Genomic DNA, 18,579 nt, shown 5'->3' on the forward strand with positions numbered 1-18,579 from the left:
GTGTGGCCGTCCGCGGCGGAGGCGCTGGTCTCCCCCCTCGGGGGGCGGGGGGGGGGGGGGGGGGGGGGGGGTGGGGGGGGGGGGGGGGCCGGGGGGGGGGGGGGGGGGGGGGCCCCCCCCCACACCCCCTTTTCCGGGTTGACCTGTAGCCTCCGGGTGACCAAATATGAATACGTTCATTCATTCCTGAGGGGGAGGTCGGGCATGTCCGGCAGCCGGATCGTGCGCGCGCCGCGCGGTACCACGCTCACCGCCAAGGGGTGGCCGCAGGAAGCGGCACTCCGCATGATCCAGAACAATCTCGATCCCGAGGTCGCCGAGCACCCGGAACAGCTCGTCGTCTACGGCGGCTCGGGCAAGGCCGCCCGCGACTGGCGCTCCTTCGACGCGATCACCCGTACCCTGACCACCCTGGAGGGCGACGAGACGCTGCTGGTGCAGTCGGGCCGCCCCGTCGGGGTGTTCCGCACCCACGAGTGGGCCCCCCGGGTGCTCATCGCCAACTCCAACCTGGTGCCCGACTGGGCCAACTGGGAGGAGTTCCGGCGCCTGGAGGCCGCCGGGCTGACCATGTACGGGCAGATGACGGCCGGTTCCTGGATCTACATCGGCACCCAGGGCATCCTGCAGGGCACCTACGAGACCTTCGGGGCCGTGGCCGCCAAGCGGTTCGGCGGGAGCCTCGCCGGGACGATCACGCTGACCGCCGGGCTCGGCGGCATGGGCGGCGCCCAGCCGCTGGCCGTGACCATGAACGGCGGCGTGGCGATCTGCGTCGACTGCGACCCCAGGTCGATCGACCGGCGGATCGAGCACCGCTATCTGGACGTCCGCGCCGCCGACCTCGACGAGGCGCTGCGCCTGGCGTACGAGGCCCGCGACCAGCGCAGGCCGCTGAGCATCGGGGTCGAGGGCAACGCGGCCGAGGTCGTGCCCGAGCTGTTGCGCAGGGGCGCCGAGATCGACGTCGTCACCGACCAGACGTCCGCCCACGACCCGCTGATGTACCTGCCGATCGGCGTGGCCTTCGAGGACATGGCCGACGAGCGGGAGAAGGACCCGGCGGCCTTCACCCGCAGGGCCCGCGAGGCCATGGCCGCCCACGTGGAGGCCATGGTCGGTTTCCAGGACGCCGGGGCCGAGGTCTTCGACTACGGCAACTCGATCCGGGGCGAGGCGCAGCTGGCGGGCTACACCCGCGCGTTCGACTTCCCCGGTTTCGTGCCCGCCTACATCCGGCCGCTGTTCTCCGAGGGCAAGGGCCCGTTCCGCTGGGCCGCGCTGTCCGGCGCGGCCTCCGACATCGCCAAGACCGACCGCGCGATCCTGGAGCTGTTCCCCGACAACGAGCCGCTCGCCAGGTGGATCCGGCTGGCCGGGGAGAAGGTCCACTTCCAGGGGCTGCCCGCCCGCATCTGCTGGCTCGGGTACGGCGAGCGTCACCTGGCCGGGGAGCGGTTCAACGACATGGTGGCCTCGGGGGAGATCGAGGCCCCGCTGGTGATCGGCCGCGACCACCTCGACTGCGGCAGTGTCGCGAGCCCGTACCGGGAGACCGAGGGCATGGCCGACGGCTCCGACGCGATCGCCGACTGGCCGCTGCTGAACGCCATGCTCAACGTCGCCTCCGGCGCCGCGTGGGTCTCCATCCACCACGGCGGCGGCGTCGGCATCGGCCGTTCCATCCACGCCGGGCAGGTCACCGTGGCCGACGGCACCAGGCTCGGCGCCGAGAAGCTCAACCGGGTCCTCACCAACGACCCGGGCACGGGGGTCATCCGGCACGTCGACGCCGGGTACGACGAGGCCGTCACCGTGGCCGAGGAGCGAGGCGTGCGCATCCCCATGCGCGAGTCCTGACCGGGCGCGGATCGTGACCGGGGGCACGCGGGTCGTGACCGGGCTCAGGTCCTGACCGGACCGTACGTGCGTCGATCCGCGTCCCGGTCCGCGTCTAGGCCCGGTGCTGATCCGCGTGCCGGTCCGCGTCTAGGCCCGGTGCTGATCCGCGTGCCGGTCCGCGTCTAGGCCCGGTGCTGATCCGCGTGCCGATCCGCGTCCCGGCCCCCGTCCCGGTCCGCGTTCCGGCCCCGTGCACCGCGCCGCGTCCCGATTCCGGGGCGTGATTCCTCCGGGCGCCGCTCGCTTCCTCCCGCGCGGGTGTATGAACGACATCGGGGAGGGACGGGGGGAGGGGATGCTCGTGGGCCTTCGAGCGGTTGGAGGGGGCGTGGGTGACGGACTCGATCGGCTTCTGGAGGGGCGGCGGCTGTCGCCCGTCCAGCGGCGGATCGCGCGCTACCTGGGCGACCACCTGTCCGAGGCCGTCTTCCTGTCCAGCGTGGAGCTGGCCGACCGGGCCGGGGTGAGCCAGCCGTCGGTGACGAGGTTCGCGGTGGTCCTCGGCTTCGCGGGATACCCCGAGCTCAGGCAGGCGCTGCGGCCCCTCGTCGTGGGCGGCAGGAAACCGTCGCGGGCCAACGACCTGCAGACCGCGATCGACGTGGAGATCGACAACCTGCGGAGCGTGCGCGACACGCTGAGCGACCCCTCCGACCTCGCGGAGCTGGGTGCCAACCTGGCCGGATGCGAGCCCCTGCCGGTGCTGGGCCTGCGGGTGTCGAGCGGGCTGGCGACCACGTTCGCCTACTTCGCGCGCCGGATCCACCCCGACGTCCGCCTGCTGACCCACGGCGGCTCGGAGCTGGCCGACGGGCTGCACGCCGCGCGCCGGGCGGGGGCCGGCTGGCTGGTCGCGGTGGTCCTGCCCCGCTACCCGGCCGAGGCGGTGCAGGCCCTGCGGGGCGCCCGCGACCTCGGCCTGCGTACGGCGGTGATCACCGACCGGCGGGACGTGCCCTTCGAGGCCGACGTAGTGCTGGCCGCCCCCGTCGGCGAGCGGCTGGTCTTCGACTCGCACGCGGCGCCGCTGGCCCTGGCCATGGTGCTGGTGGAGGCCATGGCCGACGCGGCACCGCTGCGCACGCAGGCCCGGCTGGAGGAGTACGAGCGGATGACCGACCGGGCCGGGGTCTTCACCGAGCAGCTCGACTGACGGCGTGAGAGTCCCGCCGCGTCCCGGGGGAGGCGCCGTCGCGGGATCGGGCCGGGCCTATCCGGCGAGCCGCCTCATCGAGCCGACCGACCAGCGCAGGCTGATCGCGGACAGGACCAGGATGAGGCCGAAGGCCAGCGGGATCGAGCCGTCGGAGAAGTCGCCGTCGAACAGCGCCCGGCCTGCCTCGACCGCGTGGTAGAGCGGGTTGAACTGCGCGACCGCCCGCATCCAGTCGGGGGCCAGCGACATGGGCAGCATGATGCCGGTGAGCAGGATCAGCGGCATCGCGAAGAACTGCATGATCTGCGACATGCCGTTCTCGTCGCGCAGCGCCAGCGCCATGCCGTACGACAGGCCGGAGGCGAGCAGCCCGGTGGCGGCCATCAGCACCAGCATGAGCGCCAGCCCCGGCAGGCTGGCCCGCATGCCCATCAGCATGGCCAGCGCGATCACCAGCAGGGCCTGGACGACCAGCACGATCATGTCGCGCAGGGTGCGGCCCAGCACGATCGCGGGTCGCCACACGGCGCTGACCGCGAGCCGTTCCAGGTAGCCGTTGCGGATCTCGTTGATCATGCCGAAGCCCACGAAGAGCGAGCCGAACAGGGCGATCATCATCATCACGCCGGGCGTGAACATCCGCAGCGTGTCGCCCATGGTGCCGCCCGCGGTGGTGTTGGCCACCAGCGGCGCGAAGAGGAGCAGGTACAGGACGGGCTGCATCAGGCCGAACAGCGGCCAGACGGGGTTGCGCAGGGTGGCACTGAGCTCGTAGCCCAAAAACAACATCGTGTGTCGGAGCACGGGAGGTCCTTGTCGTTCAGTCGGCGTCGCGCAGGGAACGGCCGGTGTGGCGCAGGAACACGTCGTCGAGCGTGGCCCGGTCCAGGGAGATCGACCGGATCGGCAGCCCTGCGGCCTCCAGGGCGCGGAGCAGGGCGGGCAGGTTGTGCTCCCCGTCGTCGAGGTAGGCGCGCAGGACGTCCTCCTCCTCGCGGACCTCCCTGACGTACGGTTCGGCGTCGAGGAGCACCCGAGCCTCGGCGGCCCGGTCGAGGCGGAGCGTGACGACGTCGCCCGTGACCTCCTTCTTGAGCTCGGCGGGGGTGCCCTCCGCGACGACGCGGCCGTGGTCGATGATGACCAGCCGGTCGCAGAGCGCGTCGGCCTCCTCCAGGTAGTGGGTGGTCAGCAGCACGCTGGTGCCCCGCTCGCGCAGGGAGCGCACCTCGTCCCACAGGTTGGCGCGGTTCTGAGGGTCGAGGCCGGTGGTGGGCTCGTCGAGGAAGAACAGCGGCGGGTGGTTGACCAGGCCGACGGCGAGGGCGAACCTGCGCTTCTGGCCGCCCGACAGCGTCCGTACGGGACGGTCGGCCAGCTCGGCCAGGTCGAACGCGGCCAGCAACTCCTCGCTGCGCGCCTTCGCCCGCGCGCGGGACATGCCGCCGATCCTGGCGGCGAGGATCAGGCCCTCGCGGCCGGGGGAGTTCTCGTCCACGCCGCCGCCCTGGCCGACGTAACCGATCTTCTCCCGCACCCTGGCCGCCTCGGTGACCACGTCGTGGCCCGCCACCCGGGCGGTGCCGGAGGTCGGGGTGACGAGGGTGGCGAGCATCCGGATCGTGGTGGTCTTTCCCGCGCCGTTCGGGCCGAGGAAGGCGAAGATCTCGCCCTCGGCGACGGACAGGTCGACGCCTTTGACGGCCTCGACCTCCCGGGGGCTGTCCCGGCCGCGCCCGGTGGTGAAGGTCTTGCGCAGGTCGTGCGCTTCGATGATCATGATTCTCCGTCGTAGGGGGTACCGAAAGACTCGGGGAACGGCGGTGAGGGCCCAACCGGATTTCCCGCCCGGCGGGCGTACGGAGGCTTTCGAGAGGGCCCGCGTCCCGGTGCGCGGGCCGGGGCGGATCTCAGGGCAGCTTTCCGGCCCTGACGTCGGCGACGGACTCCTCGATCCAGTCGAGCTGCGCCTGGAACTGGCGGATGTTGAGCTGGAGGCACTCGTCGATGTGCCGGGGGGCTCCGTAGCCCTGCTTGCCGCCCAGCGCCCGCCGCATCATCGAGATGGACGCCCGCAGCTGCTCGGCCCTCGCCTCCATGGCGTTGACCAGGTCGGCCGGGGGAAGACGGTCCATGAAGGTGAGGGCGACCTGGAAGGGGTCGACGATCGGCTTCACGAACCACCAGCTGTTCATCAGCTGCTGGTGGAAGTCGGCCCGTCCCGCCTCGGTGACGCCGTAGACCGTCTTGCCGCCCCTGCCCTGCTCGATGATCTCCAGCAGCCCTTCGTCGGCCATCTTGGCCAGGCCGTGGTAGATCGAGCCGTAGGCCACGTTGGCCCAGTTGTCGGCGCCCCACAGTTCGAGGCGGCGCCGTACCTCGTAGCCGTGCAGCGGGCCGTCGAGCAGCACGCCGAGCAGCAGGATCCGGGTGGAGGACATACTCAAATTTGTATTCAAGTTTGAGTATAGTGTCAACCGTGCGAGAGATCAGACGTGACGACGACGGCGCCCTCCTGGGCTTCGTCCGCCCGGCGGGCGAGGGCTGGGAGCCCCTGACCGTGTTCGGTTACCCGATGGGGGAGCCCTCCTCGGAGGCGTCGGCCCTGGAGGTGGTCCACCGGTCCGGGCTGGAGGTGCTGATGCGGCCCTGGCGGTTCCTGGAGGACGGGGAGTGGTACCGGTGCGTGATCGTGGAGGCGGCGGCCGACGCGGTCAGGGTCCGGCCGGCCGACGCCGGCTATCCGCGTGAGAATGTTCTCGCGGTGACGCTGGAGCGTCCCGGGCCGGAGACGTTTCGTCCCGATTAAATGAATCTTGTTCGAAGTAGGGTGATTGTTATGTCCGCACGTCCCACCGCGCTGGTCACCGGCGCCTCCAGAGGGGTCGGCGCCGCGATCGCCCGCGCCCTGGCTCCCACGCACGACCTGCTGCTCGGCGGCCGGGACACCGAGGCGCTGGCCGGGATGATCCCCGGCCTGCCCGGCGCGCGGCCCTGGCCGGTGGAGCTCACCGCCGTCACGGAGGCCGACGTCGCCGGCATCGACCGGCTCGACGTGCTGGTGCACAGCGCGGGCGTGGTGACCCTGGGGCGTGTCGAGGAGACCCCGGCCGAGGTGTGGCGGCGCACGATGGAGATCAACGTGATCGCGGTGGCCGAGCTGACCCGGCTGCTGCTGCCCGCGCTCCGCGCGGCGCGCGGCCACGTGGTGCTGATCAACTCCGGGGCGGGGCAGCGGGCCAACCCGAACTGGATCTCCTACTCGGCCAGCAAGCACGCGCTGCGCGCCTTCGCCGACGGGCTCCGCCTGGAGGAGCCCGGGCTCCAGGTCACCACGGTCTACCCGGGGCGGGTCGCCACCGACATGCAGCGCGAGGTGCGGGCCAGCGAGGGAGGCCCCTACCAGCCGGAGAACTACCTCGACCCGGACTCGGTGGCCCGGGTGGCGCTGACGGCGCTGACCGCGTCCTCCGACGCCCACATCACCGAGATCACCGTCCGTCCCGCCGCCGGACCCCCGAACTGAGAGCGGTACGGCGGGCCGAGGGTGTGACCGGGTTGAGGGCGCGGCCGGGTTGAGGACGCGGCCGGGTTGAGGACGCGGCCGGGTTGAGGACGCGGCCGGGCTGAGGGCGCGGCGGGCTCGCCAATGAATGGACCCATTCACATAATGGGAGGGTGTTCGACGAGATGTGGGGTGCCATAGAGCACCTCGGACGTGACGAGCGGACCCGCGGCTACCTGCGAGACGCGTGGTCGCCCGCGGATCTGGAACTTCGGCGATGGTTCGGGCAGGAGGCCGCCAGGCGCGGCCTCGACCTGAGGGAGGACCGCAACGGCAACCTGTGGGCCTGGTGGGGCGACCCTTCGGCCCGGCCCGGCGTGGTCACCGGCAGCCACCTCGACTCGGTGCGGCAGGGCGGCGCCTTCGACGGTCCCCTCGGCGTCGTGTCGGCCTTCGCCGCCCTCGACCTGCTGCGTGCCAGGGACTTCCGGCCCGGGCGCCCCCTGGGGATCGCCTGCTTCACCGACGAGGAGGGCGCCCGGTTCGGCGTCCCTTGCGTCGGCTCGCGCCTGCTGACCGGGATCCTCGACCCGGACAGGGCGCGCGCCCTGAAGGACGACGAGGGCGACTCGCTGGCCGAGGTGCTGCGCGGGGCCGGGCGCGACCCCGGCGGGCTGGGCCGGGACGAGGAGACCCTGCGGCACATCGGCGTCTTCGTCGAGCTCCACGTCGAGCAGGGACAGGACCTGGTCCACCGGGACGCCCAGGTCGGCGTCGCCTCGGCCATCTGGCCGCACGGCCGCTGGCGGTTCGACTTCCACGGCCAGGCCAACCACGCGGGCACCACCCGGCTGGCCGACCGCGACGACCCGATGCTGCCCTTCGCCCGTACCGTCCTGCACGCCCGTCAGGCCGCCGAGCGCAACGGCGTGCTCGCCACCTTCGGCAAGGCGCGCGTGTCGCCCAACAACGCCAACGCCGTCCCCGGCCTGGTCACCGCCTGGCTGGACGCCAGGGGCGGCGACGAGGTCGCGGTCAGGGAGCTGGTCGAGGAGCTGAGCGACTTCTCCGGAGCCGAGGTGACCGTCGAGTCGTGGACCCCGGTCGTCGACTTCGACGCGGTCCTGCGGGAACGGGTCGCGGCCGCCGCGGGGGGCGCGGTCGCCGCCGGGAAAGCGGCCGGGAACGTGGCCGGGAACGTGGCCGCGGCCGGGAGCGCGCCCGTCCTGCCGACCGGCGCCGGACACGACGCGGGCATCCTGGCGTCCGCGGGTGTGCCCAGTGCGATGGTGTTCGTCCGCAATCCGACGGGCATCTCTCATTCTCCGGAGGAACACGCGGACAGGGCCGACTGCCACGCCGGGGTCACCGCCCTCGCCGCCGTTGTGGAGGACCTGTGCGGGAACTGAGCTACTGGTGCGAGCTGGCCTGGCTGCCGCCGGGCGAGGTCGTCGCGGGGGTGCTGGTCAAGGTCGACGACACCCTGATCACCGAGATCGTCACCGGCGTGACCGCCCCGCCCGGCGGAGCCGTCCGGCTGGCCGGGCTCACCCTCCCCGGGCTGGCCAACGCGCACTCCCACGCCTTCCACCGCGCCCTGCGCGGGGCGACGCAGCGCGAGAAGGGCAGCTTCTGGACCTGGCGCGAGCAGATGTACGGCGTGGCGGGCACGCTCGACCCCGACTCCTACCTCAGGCTCGCCAGGGCCACGTTCGCCGAGATGGCGCTGGCCGGGATCACCTGCGTGGGAGAGTTCCACTACCTGCACCACGGGCCGGACGGCAGGCCGTACGACGACCCGAACGCCATGGGGCACGTGCTCGTCCAGGCCGCGCGGGAAGCGGGGCTGCGCATCGCGCTGCTGGACGCCTGCTACCTGACCGGCGGCGTCGGCACCCCGCTGAGCGGCGTGCAGCGGCGGTTCGGCGACAGGGACGTCGACGGGTGGGCCGCGCGGGCGGAGGCGCTCGCGGCCGGCTACCGGGGCGAGCGGGACGTGGAGATCGGCGTGGCCGTGCACTCGGTCCGCGCGGTCAGGGCAGAGCAGATCCCCGTGGTCGCCGAGTTCTCCCGGCACCACGGAGTCCCGCTGCACGCCCACGTCTCCGAGCAGCGCGCGGAGAACGCCGCCTGCGTGGAGGCCTACGCCGCGACCCCGGTCCAGCTGCTTGAGGCTCACGGCGCGCTCGGCCCCCGCTCGACCGCCGTGCACGCCACGCACCTGTCGGACGTGGACGTCGCGCTGCTCGGCGCCTCGGGCACGCGCGTGTGCATGTGCCCGACGACCGAACGCGACCTCGCCGACGGCATCGGACCGGCCAGGAGGCTGTTCGAGGCGGGCGCGCCCATCACGCTCGGCTCGGACAGCCACGCGGTCGTCGACCTGTTCGAGGAGGCCCGCGCGGTCGAGCTGGACGAGCGGCTGGCCACCGAGCGACGCGGCCACTGGTCGGCCGCCGAGCTCCTGAACGCCGCCACGGCCGCGGGGCACGACTCGCTCGGCTTCGCCTGCGCGGGCATGCTCGTCCCCGGCGCGTGGGCGGACCTGGTGTCGCTGCGTCTCGACTCGGTCCGCACGGCCGGAGCCGACCCGGCGCACCTGGCCGAGACCGTGGTCTTCGCCGCCACGGCCGCCGACGTGCACTCCGTGGTGTCCGGCGGGCGCCACGTGGTCGTCGACGGCAGGCACGCCCTCGGCGACGTGGGCACCATGCTCGCCGAGGCGATCGCCGAGGCGCGAGAGGAGAAGTCGGTATGACGAGCGAGGACCGGCCGGTGACGAGCACCCTTTTCGACCGCATCGGCCTGCTCTACACGGGCGACCCGGCGCGAGAGGAGATCGAGGACGCGGCGCTCGTCGTCGAGGGCGGCGAGGTGGTGTGGGTGGGACCCGCCGGCGCGGCTCCGTGCGCCGACGAGCGGGTGGACGTGGAGGGGCGCTGCGTGATCCCGGGCTTCGTCGACAGCCACGCCCACCTCGTCTTCGCGGGTGACCGGACGGCCGAGTTCGCCGCCCGCATGGCGGGCCGCCCGTACACGGCAGGAGGCATCCGTACGACGGTGTCGGCCACCCGCGCCGCCTCCGACGCCGAACTCGTGACGCGCACCGCCGGCCTGGTATCCGAGATGCTCGCCCAGGGGACGACCACGGTCGAGATCAAGAGCGGGTACGGCCTCACGGTCGACGACGAGCGCCGGTCGCTGGAGATCGCGCGGGGGTTCACCGAGGAGACCACCTACCTGGGCGCGCACGTCGTCCCCCCCGACGCCTCCTCGGCCGACGAGTACGTCCGCACGGTCACCGGGGAGATGCTGGAGGCCTGCGCGCCGCACGCCCGGTGGGTCGACGTGTTCTGCGAGCGCGGGGCCTTCGACGCCGACCAGAGCAAGGAGATCCTCCTCGCCGGGGTGAAGGCGGGGCTGCTGCCGCGGATCCACGCCAACCAGCTGGGCGAGGGGCCGGGGGCACGGATCGCCGCCGAGGTGGGCGCGGCCTCCGCCGACCACTGCACCCACCTGAGTGACGACGACGTCTCGGCGCTGGCGTCGGCGGGCGTGGTGGCCACCCTGCTGCCCGGCGCGGAGTTCTCCACCCGCTCGCCCTACCCGGACGCCCGCCGCCTGCTGGACGCCGGGGTGACGGTCGCGCTGGCCACCGACTGCAACCCGGGCTCCTCCTTCACCTCCTCCATGCCGTTCTGCGTGGCGCTGGCGGTCCGCGAGATGAGGATGACGCCGCTGGAGGCGATCAGGGCCGCCACGTACGGCGGGGCCAGGGCGCTGCGCCGCGGGGACGTCGGCACGCTGCGGGTGGGAAGCAGCGGGGACCTGGTGATTCTGGACACACCCAGCTACGTCCACCTCGCCTACCGGCCGGGGGTGCCGCTGGTGACGCAGGTGTGGAAGCGGGGCCGTCGCCTGGTTTGAGGCCCTTTGCAGGGGTTAGTCGCGAGTCTTGGCGGCACGTCGGGAAACCTCCTCCTTGAGGAGGAAATCCAAACCATTCTCCAGGCGTACTTTTTGAGGGAATCTTTGCCCTGGCACGTCCGTTGAAAAGACAAGCGATGTGTCTGCGCGCACGGGGCGTCAAACGAGCGAGTGGACACGTCATAAGCAGGCGGAGCGAGGTGCCATCGGATGGCAAGGCCGACGGGGAATCGGACGCAGGATCAGCATGTCTCTGATCGAGACCTGCTCGGGACCTACCTGGCAGAGATCGGACGGGTGCCCCTGCTCACCGCGGAGGAAGAGGTCGAACTCGCCAAGAGGATCGAGGCGGGTCTCTTCGCCGAGCAGTTGCTGGACGGTGGGTTGGGTGGATTGACGGAGCCGCGGATCGGGGACGCGGCCGATGAGGAGCTTGAACGACTGGCCGTTTCCGGGCGGAGGGCCAAGGATGAATTCATCCAGGCCAATCTACGTCTTGTGGTGGCCGTCGCGCGCAAATATTCGGGGCGGGGAATGCCGCTGATCGATCTGGTCCAGGAGGGGAACCTGGGGCTGGTCCGCGCGGTCGAGAAGTTCGACTACCGGCGCGGTTACAAGTTCTCGACATATGCCACGTGGTGGATCAGGCAGTCGGTGGGGCGCGCCATCCACGAGCAGGCACGGCCGGTGCGCCTGCCCACCCACGCGGGCGAGCAGATGACCAGGCTGATGCGGGTCCGCCGCGACATGCTCGCCGAGTTCGACCAGGAGCCGACCGACGCCGACCTGGCGACGGTGCTCGAACTTCCCATCGAGCGGGTCCGTGAGCTCCGCCGCTGGGCCTCCGACCCCGTCTCCCTGCAACTGGGCGTGGGCGACGAGGACGAGACCGAGCTCGGCGACATGATCGCCGACGACACGTGGGCCGATCCCGAGCAGCAGGCGATGGACATCCTGGAGCGCGAGCGCCTGGAGGTGTGGCTGACCGGGCTGGAGGGGCAGACCCGCGAGATGCTCCGCTGGCGCTACGGCCTGATGGACGGCCGCGAGCACACGCTGACCGAGGTCGGCGAGCGCTACGGCATCGGCCGCGACCGCGCCCGCCGGATCGAGCGTGACGCCCTGGCCCGGCTGCGGAAGATGGCCACGGCCGCTTAGTCCCTGACGATCCGGCACGGTCTTGTTTGGACCGTGCCGGATCGGTTTTTGCGGTGAGGTTTGTCGCTGGGGCGGGTCCATGGTTGTTCAGGCTCTTTTTAAGCCGTCCGGAACACCCGCCCACCTCCGCCGCACACCTTCTCGCCGTACGGCGCGCGGACCGTAGTGGCTTTCTCTCCGGCCGCCCGGTGTTCCCTGCGCGGCTGAAGCGATCCGTACGGGAGCGCTCGGCGTGGGGCGCCGGAGCTGAAGCTCCACCTCGGAAAGGAACGCAGGGCGGGACGCCGTACCGTGTCACGGTGGCGTGAGGTCGAACCGCGCCCACACCACGTGGCCCACGGCCTGGGTGCCTCGATACCCGACTCTGGAGGCCAACGCCCTTGCGCCGCGCGTTGTCCCGTCGCGGGGATCGTCAATCGGTCCGGGCGCGGAGGCTCCGCGCCAGGGTGGGGATCATCACCGCCGCGGGGACGAGGTGTAGCCCGAGGAGGGCGGTGACGGTGGCGGTGTTCGCCCCGACGAGGAAGGGCGGGACCAGCGAGATCGCGGTCAGCGACACCGCCGTCCACACGAATCGTTCGACGGGGCGAGCGCTCCAACGAAGAAGAGCGACGGCGATGACGATGCCGACGACCGAGAAGAAGCCGGTCACCACGGCGAACCCGGGCAACGGGATCGTCTCGCCGCCGTCGGGGACCTCGAAGTCGACGCCGGCGGCCTGGGCGAGCGCGGCGGCGAGGGTGGTGGCCGCCATCGCCGCGAGCGTGGCGGCGAAACCGGTTCCGGCAAGCCCGCGGAATCGGTGGGCGCGGCCGGTCCGGCCCGGTGCCGGGCCTGCGACGACCCCGGTGTCGTTCATGCTGTTCATGTCATCCTTCATCATTCGGTAACCGGCGTGAGGGTGTGTTGACCGGCACGTGACGGTCCTGGCCCCGGGGGCGACTCGCCGCGCGACGGCCGGGACTACTCCGTGCCGTCCGCAGGCAGGCGCTCCGGCAGCCCGAGCCGCGGGAACCGGTCATCGTGGAACGTGACGATCTCGGTGATCGCCCCGCCGGTGACGCGCAGGACGTCGATAGTCAGCGGCAGGTACGCACCCTCACGCTCCTGCCAGAGGTAGAAGGCGACGGCGGGCTGCCGGTTCGCGGAGGTGAGGACGGCGCGCAGGCGCTTCATGCTCTCGAAGCCGTTCTCGACCCAGTCGTTCACCACCGTGTCGCGGCCGACGTACAGGCCCGGCGTGGGCGGCATCGAGCAGCGGACGTCGTCCCGCAGCAGCGCGGCGAGCCCGTCGATGTCCGTGGCCACGCTGGCGTCGGTATAGCGGCGTACCAGCTCGCGCGTCCCGGCGTCATCCTCGCCGCCGGTCCAGTCCTGCCGCTCGGCGGGCAGGTGCTCCCGCATGCCGGCGCGGGCCCGCTGCAGCGCGCTGTTCACGGAGTTGACGGAGTCCCCGAGGAGCTCCGCGACGTCCTTCGCCGGCCAGCCGAGCACGTCCCGCAGGATCAGCACGGCCCGCGGGCGCGGCGCGAGGTGCTGGACCGCGACCACGTACGCCAGCTCGATCGTCTCCCGCGCGACCGCGACGGCCTCCGGCTCGTCCGCGTCGCCCGCGGGCAGCTCGTCGAGCAGCCGGTCCGGGTAAGGCTGCAGCCACAGCACCTCGCCGCCGGTCGCGGGCTCCGGGCGGCACCTGGCGAGCAGGTCCAGGCAGGCGTTGGTGGCGATCCGGTAGAGCCAGGCCCGGAACGTCGACCGCCCCTCGAAGGTCTCCCGCCGCCGCCAGGCACGGAGGAACGTCTCCTGCACGGTGTCCTCGGCGTCCTCGAACGACCCGAGCATCCGGTAGCAGTGCACGTGCAGCTCCCGCCGGTGCCGCTCCGCCAGCCCCGAGAACGCCGGCTCGTCGACCTCGCTCACGCCCAGCTCTTCCAGCCGTATGTCCGCACTCATCACGTCATCTTTCCGTCTCGTCATCTTCCGTCGTAGGTATGACGGGTGCGGGCGCGGAAACTCATCACCGGGGCCGGCCGGCATGGCCGATCCCGAGCCTCGCCCTCATCGATGCCCGGGTCTGCCGTACCCGCCCTCATCTACAAGATCAGGTTGGAAAAGGCTTATTGCGGCAATTCCGCTAAATCGGATGTTAGTGGCATGTCGATTGACCGTGATGTCGCCATGGGCTCGGCTGTCGTGTGGCGGGAATTGCCGTTAAACTGTCATCGCCAACAAAATATCTTTTATTCTGGCATATTGGGTCAAATGAGGGCTTAATTTGCGTATTGTAACGTGAGCCTTGACCATTTACCGTGTTTCGTATGTCAGACATCTCTCGACGTAGCGCAATTGCCGCATTGGCTCCCGCGGTCGGAGCCGCTGTCGCCGCGCGTCTGGCCGGGGGGCCGGCGGTTCCGGCACCCGGTCCGGGCGACCACCAGCATGTTCCGGCACACACCGCGGGGTCCGCGCACGCCGGCTTCAGGTCGGGCACCCAGGTGGACAATGGAAAGAACGGGTTTCATCCGACGACGCTCCTGCGGGATTTCGACAGAGGGAGAACATCTTCGCTGTCCGGTGGAAGAACGCTTCGAGAATGGACGTTGGTGGCTCGCGAGAAGCCGATCGAAGTGGCTCCCGGGGTCGTGTTCCCCGCCTGGACCTATAACGACAGGATTCCCGGCCCCACACTTCGCGCGAATGAGGGCGACCGCCTGAGAATCACCCTCGTCAACCACTCGGCGCACGCGCACACGCTTCACTTTCACGGTCTGCACGCGGCGGAGGTCGACGGGGTCGCGGGAATGGGCCTCGGCCTGATCCAGCCGGGCGGGCGGGCGGTGTACGAGTTCGACGCGGAGCCGTTCGGCGTGCATCTGTACCACTGCCACGTGACACCGCTCGCCGCCCACATCGCCAAGGGCCTGTACGGCGCCTTCGTCATCGACCCGAAGGGCGCGCGCACCGAGGCCGACGAGCTGGTGATGGTCATGAACGGGTTCGACACCAATTTCGATCGCTCGAACGAGCTGTACGCGGTCAACACCATTCCCTTCGCGTACATGGGGGAGCCGGTGAAGGTGACCGTCGGCGAGCTGGTGAGGATCTATCTCGTCAACATCCTCGAATACGACCTCGTCAACTCCTTTCACGTCCATGGAAACTTCTTCGACTGGTATCCGACCGGCACGTCACCGCGCCCGGCGGAGCACACCGACACCGTGATGCTGTGCCAGGGCCAGCGGGGAATTCTCGAGATGACGTTTCCCCGCCAGGGGCGCTTCATGTTCCACGCGCACCAGTCGGAGTTCGCCGAGCTCGGCTGGATGGGCTTCTTCGAGGCCGGTTGCGGTGGCACCGCTTCCACCGACTGCGAAAGGAACCGGTGACATGGAAGAACGCCGGGCACGTCATCCGAGTGGCACCCGCCTGAACACGTGGCTGCTCGGTCTCCTGCCGTTGTGCGTCATCGCCGTCGCCGTCGCGGGTCTCGCCGTCCTGGACGGCCCCGGCCTGACCTCGCGCAACGGCCCTCCGGCCGAGGAGCTCACGGTGGAGCGGACGATACTCGGCGCGGGCTCCATCGAACTGGTCGTGCGCAACCAGGGCGCCGATCCGGTCGCCGTCGTCCAGGTCGCGGTCAACGACGCCTTCACCGACTTCCGGATGAGCGAACCGGAGATCGGCCGCCTCGGCTCCGCCAACGTCCGGATCACCTACCCGTGGGTCGGCGCGGAGGCCTACGAGGTGACGCTCCTCACCTCCACCGGAGGCGTCGTCACCCACGACATCCCCGTCGCCGTCACGACCCCCGACCCGTCCGGATTCCTCGGCCTGATGACGCTCCTGGGGACATACGTCGGGGTGATCCCCGTGGCCATCGGGATGCTCTGGCTGCCGTGGCTACGGCGCGTACCTCCCTCCTGGATCCGCGCCCTGATGGCACTGACCATCGGCCTGCTCGCCTGGCTGGCGATCGACGCGGCGCTCGAAGGCATGGAGGTCGCCGACGCCGGTGCGAGCGGGCTCGGCGGCGCCGGACTCGTGGCGATGGGCGCCGTCGCCGCGTACCTGCTGCTGTCCGGCGTGCACGCCTGGATGGCCGCACGACCGGGACAGGCGGGCGGCCACCGCCTGGCGCTGCTCGTGTCCGTCGGCATCGGCCTGCACAACCTCGGTGAAGGGCTCGCGATCGGCTCGGCCTACGCCGTCGGCGCGCTCGCCCTCGGCGCGACGCTCGTCGTCGGCTTCACGATCCACAACACCACCGAGGGCCTCGCCATCGTCGCGCCGGTCAGCGAGGAACGCGTCTCACCGCCACGTCTGGCGCTTCTGGGCCTCATCGCCGGCGGCCCGGCCATCCTCGGCGCCTGGCTCGGCGCCGCCACGGTGCAACCCGCGATCGCCGCGCTGCTGCTGGGGCTGGGTGTCGGCGCGATCGTGCAGGTGATACTCCAGATCGCGCCGTCAGCGCGTGATCACACGGGACGGCTGCTGCACCCTCTCGGCATCGCGGGCATCCTCGCCGGAATGGCCCTCATGTACGCCACGGGACTCCTGACCTGACCACACGCGACGAAATTCGTCTCTTCCCAGGTCGTGAGCATCTGATTCTCACGATGCTCGCCGTGCGCTCCTTTCGAAAGTGACGCTTCGGTTACGGCGGCCCGCTCCGAACGGTCTCGTACGGATTGCCTCAGCCGCACAGAGTCCCCTGGGCGGCCGGAGAGAAAGCCGCCACGGTCCGCGCGCCGTACGGCCGGAACGCGTGCAGCGGAGGTGGGCGGGTGTTCCGGACGGCTTAAAAAGAGCCCGTAACCATCGCGCCCGAGCAGACCGGCGGCCTGGATCACGAGACAGCGACTGAGACGGCCGTCCGGAGCACCCGCCCGCCGGAGCGTGAACGGCGCCGGAGCCGATCAAGATCACACGGGGTCCTGGCCAGGGGTTACGGGCCTACCTATATGTCCGGCTCGAGGGGACACGGTGGGCGTGGCGACGGCCGGGAGCAAGGGCTTCCAGGCTCCCGGGAACCGTCAAGCGCGATCCACCTGGGCGCTTTTACGGTCAACTGCAAGTCATGGCATGCCTCGTCCGAAACACGCTTGAAACACCATGCGGTCGAGATTCACAGATGCGAAACACGCAAGGTCGCACCTTGAAACGGTGGAAGAACACGCTGTGGCGCAACGTCAGTGCGCGGCCGGTCGATGGAGCCCAGGAAGCGATCACTGCGACTGTGAAACCGGCCACACGCCATTTGTAAGGGAGGGTCGCGTCGAATGAAGATCGATAGCGGCACCACTGCCTGGATGCTCACAGCCACCGCGTTGGTGCTGTTGATGACTCCTGGCCTCGCGTTCTTCTACGGAGGAATGACAAGGGCCAAGAGCGTCCTGAACATGATGATGATGTCGTTCGTCAGCATCATCACCGTCACTATCGCATGGGTGCTTTACGGACACTCGCTGACCTTCACCGACAACGGCAGCGAGCTCGTCAACAAGTTCATCGGCGGCTTCGACGCCCTCGGCCTGCAGAGCCTGGTCGACACCGCCACCAAGGACGACGGCACGGGCATGCCGAGCCTGGTGTTCTCGGCCTTCCAGCTCACTTTCGCGATCATCACCGTCGCGCTGATCAGCGGTGCCATCGCCGACCGCGCCAAGTTCGGCGCCTGGGTGCTGTTCACCATCGTCTGGGCGACCATCGTCTACTTCCCCGTGGCCCACTGGGTCTGGGGCAACGGCTGGCTGTTCAACCTCGGCATCGAGGACTTCGCCGGTGGCACCGTGGTCCACATCAACGCGGGAGCCGCGGCGCTGGCACTGGCGATCGTGCTCGGCAAGCGCGCCGGCTGGCGCAAGGAGCCGATGCGGCCGCACAACCTGACCCTGGTCCTGCTCGGCGCCGGTCTCCTGTGGTTCGGCTGGTTCGGCTTCAACGCGGGCTCCGAGCTCGCGGTGGACGGCACCGCCGGCCTCGCGTTCATGAACACCCAGATCGCCACCGCCGCCGCGGCGGGCGCCTGGCTCGTGGTCGAGAAGCTCCGCGACGGTCACGCCACCAGCCTCGGTGTCGCCTCCGGCGCCGTCGCCGGTCTGGTCGCCATCACCCCGGCCTGTGGTTTCGTGGACCCCTGGGCGGCTCTCCTCCTCGGCCTCGTCGCCGGTGCGGTCTGCGCCTACGCGGTGGGCCTGAAGTACAAGCTCAACTACGACGACTCCCTCGACGTGGTCGGCGTGCACCTGGTCGGCGGTGTGATCGGCGCGGTCTCCCTGGGCTTCATCGCCGCCTACCCGTTCCTGGACCAGCAGAGCACCGGCCTCTTCTACGGTGGCGGCGTCAAGCAGTTGGGCCTGCAGATTCTCGGCCCGGTCGCGGTCGGCGCCTACTCCTTCATCATCACCTGGATCATCGCTAAGATCATCGACAAGACGGTCGGCTTCCGGATCGGCGCCGAGGAAGAGGTCACCGGCGTCGACATCACCTCCCACGCCGAGACCGGTTACGACCTCGGCACCATCCACTCCTCGGGTGTGGCCGCCGTCAACGGTCCGGCCCCCACCCCGGCGTCTAAGAAGGTGGACGCATGAGACTCATCACAGCGATCATCAAGCCGTTCAAGCTCGATGACGTGAAAGCGGCCCTGGAGCAGTTCGGGGTCAAGGGCATGACGGTCAGCGAGGCCAGCGGCTACGGCCGCCAGCGCGGTCACACCGAGGTCTACCGCGGCGCCGAGTACCAGGTCGACCTGGTGCCAAAGGTCCGCCTCGAGGTGCTCGCCGAGGAGGAGGACGCCGAGGACGTCATCGACGTCATCGTCAAGGCCTCGCAGACCGGCAAGATCGGTGACGGCAAGGTCTGGTCCGTTCCGGTGGACACGGTCGTCCGCGTCCGCACCGGAGAACGCGGACCCGAGGCGCTCTAACCG

The 18,579-nt window shown here is 70.6% G+C and carries 17 protein-coding genes; 12 read left to right on the top strand and 5 right to left on the bottom strand.

All coding sequences use genetic code 11. The features are described from left to right. Positions 1-204: 204 nt before the first annotated feature. Together hutU and AB0F88_RS10615 are read left to right on the top strand one after the other, a co-directional pair. The gene (gene hutU, locus AB0F88_RS10610; protein WP_362680189.1) at positions 205-1,860 is read left to right on the top strand and encodes a urocanate hydratase; all 1,656 of its coding nucleotides are present in this window, start codon (positions 205-207) and stop codon (positions 1,858-1,860) included. Between the two features lie 370 nt (positions 1,861-2,230). Further along, positions 2,231-3,055, top strand: a complete 825-nt coding sequence (locus tag AB0F88_RS10615; protein ID WP_362680192.1) for a MurR/RpiR family transcriptional regulator — start codon at positions 2,231-2,233, stop codon at positions 3,053-3,055. A gap of 57 nt (positions 3,056-3,112) precedes the next feature. Here the strand turns inward: AB0F88_RS10615 and AB0F88_RS10620 are convergent, their stop codons facing one another. The 3 genes from AB0F88_RS10620 to AB0F88_RS10630 all read right to left on the bottom strand — a co-directional run bounded on the left by AB0F88_RS10620 (position 3,113) and on the right by AB0F88_RS10630 (position 5,499). Continuing rightward, positions 3,113-3,862 (bottom strand): ABC transporter permease, encoded by a 750-nt coding sequence (locus tag AB0F88_RS10620; protein WP_362680195.1) that lies wholly within the window; start codon positions 3,860-3,862, stop codon positions 3,113-3,115. 16 nt (positions 3,863-3,878) lie between these two features. Further along, positions 3,879-4,838 (bottom strand): ATP-binding cassette domain-containing protein, encoded by a 960-nt coding sequence (locus AB0F88_RS10625; protein ID WP_362680198.1) that lies wholly within the window; start codon positions 4,836-4,838, stop codon positions 3,879-3,881. A 130-nt stretch (positions 4,839-4,968) separates the two neighbouring features. After that, positions 4,969-5,499: a PadR family transcriptional regulator gene (locus tag AB0F88_RS10630; RefSeq protein ID WP_362680201.1), complete on the bottom strand. Its 531-nt coding sequence runs from the start codon at positions 5,497-5,499 to the stop codon at positions 4,969-4,971. 38 nt (positions 5,500-5,537) lie between these two features. Between AB0F88_RS10630 and AB0F88_RS10635 the strand changes: the two genes are divergently transcribed. The 6 genes from AB0F88_RS10635 to AB0F88_RS10660 all read left to right on the top strand — a co-directional run bounded on the left by AB0F88_RS10635 (position 5,538) and on the right by AB0F88_RS10660 (position 11,648). Then, a complete protein-coding gene (locus AB0F88_RS10635; RefSeq protein ID WP_362680204.1) occupies positions 5,538-5,867 on the top strand; it encodes a hypothetical protein in 330 nt (109 codons plus the stop codon). 30 nt (positions 5,868-5,897) lie between these two features. After that, entirely contained in the window at positions 5,898-6,584 is a 687-nt protein-coding gene (locus AB0F88_RS10640) for an SDR family oxidoreductase (RefSeq protein ID WP_362680207.1), read from the top strand. Positions 6,585-6,748: 164 nt separating this feature from the next. Then, complete coding sequence (locus tag AB0F88_RS10645; protein WP_362680629.1) at positions 6,749-7,972, top strand: allantoate amidohydrolase; 1,224 nt, start codon at positions 6,749-6,751, stop codon at positions 7,970-7,972. After that, complete coding sequence (locus tag AB0F88_RS10650; RefSeq protein WP_362680210.1) at positions 7,960-9,321, top strand: formimidoylglutamate deiminase; 1,362 nt, start codon at positions 7,960-7,962, stop codon at positions 9,319-9,321. Before AB0F88_RS10645 ends, AB0F88_RS10650 begins: the two co-directional genes overlap by 13 nt. Next, positions 9,318-10,490 carry an imidazolonepropionase gene (gene hutI, locus AB0F88_RS10655; RefSeq protein ID WP_362680213.1) on the top strand — a complete coding sequence of 391 codons (1,173 nt, stop codon included), beginning with the start codon at positions 9,318-9,320 and terminating at the stop codon, positions 10,488-10,490. The genes AB0F88_RS10650 and hutI overlap by 4 nt, the downstream gene beginning before the upstream one ends. Before the next feature lie 210 nt (positions 10,491-10,700). Continuing rightward, positions 10,701-11,648, top strand: a complete 948-nt coding sequence (locus AB0F88_RS10660) for a sigma-70 family RNA polymerase sigma factor (RefSeq protein WP_362680216.1) — start codon at positions 10,701-10,703, stop codon at positions 11,646-11,648. A 412-nt stretch (positions 11,649-12,060) separates the two neighbouring features. On the opposite strand, the gene AB0F88_RS10665 is transcribed toward AB0F88_RS10660, so the two are convergent. Together AB0F88_RS10665 and AB0F88_RS10670 are read right to left on the bottom strand one after the other, a co-directional pair. Then, the gene (locus AB0F88_RS10665; RefSeq protein ID WP_362680219.1) at positions 12,061-12,516 is read right to left on the bottom strand and encodes a DUF6069 family protein; all 456 of its coding nucleotides are present in this window, start codon (positions 12,514-12,516) and stop codon (positions 12,061-12,063) included. 95 nt (positions 12,517-12,611) lie between these two features. Next, a complete protein-coding gene (locus tag AB0F88_RS10670; RefSeq protein WP_362680222.1) occupies positions 12,612-13,601 on the bottom strand; it encodes an RNA polymerase subunit sigma-70 in 990 nt (329 codons plus the stop codon). Positions 13,602-13,966: 365 nt separating this feature from the next. On the opposite strand from AB0F88_RS10670, the gene AB0F88_RS10675 reads away from it, so the two are divergent. The 4 genes from AB0F88_RS10675 to AB0F88_RS10690 all read left to right on the top strand — a co-directional run bounded on the left by AB0F88_RS10675 (position 13,967) and on the right by AB0F88_RS10690 (position 18,576). Next, positions 13,967-15,034, top strand: coding sequence for a multicopper oxidase domain-containing protein (locus AB0F88_RS10675; protein ID WP_362680226.1), 1,068 nt, complete (start codon positions 13,967-13,969; stop codon positions 15,032-15,034). 1 nt (position 15,035) lies between these two features. Continuing rightward, on the top strand, positions 15,036-16,211 hold the full coding sequence (locus tag AB0F88_RS10680) for a ZIP family metal transporter (protein WP_362680229.1): 1,176 nt from the start codon (positions 15,036-15,038) through the stop codon (positions 16,209-16,211). Between the two features lie 716 nt (positions 16,212-16,927). Further along, the gene (locus tag AB0F88_RS10685; protein ID WP_362680232.1) at positions 16,928-18,241 is read left to right on the top strand and encodes an ammonium transporter; all 1,314 of its coding nucleotides are present in this window, start codon (positions 16,928-16,930) and stop codon (positions 18,239-18,241) included. Then, on the top strand, positions 18,238-18,576 hold the full coding sequence (locus AB0F88_RS10690) for a P-II family nitrogen regulator (RefSeq protein ID WP_329091194.1): 339 nt from the start codon (positions 18,238-18,240) through the stop codon (positions 18,574-18,576). Before AB0F88_RS10685 ends, AB0F88_RS10690 begins: the two co-directional genes overlap by 4 nt. The last annotated feature ends 3 nt before the right edge of the window (positions 18,577-18,579 follow it).

Source organism: Streptosporangium sp. NPDC023963, assembly GCF_040639135.1.
Classification (GTDB): Bacteria; Actinomycetota; Actinomycetes; order Streptosporangiales; family Streptosporangiaceae; genus Streptosporangium.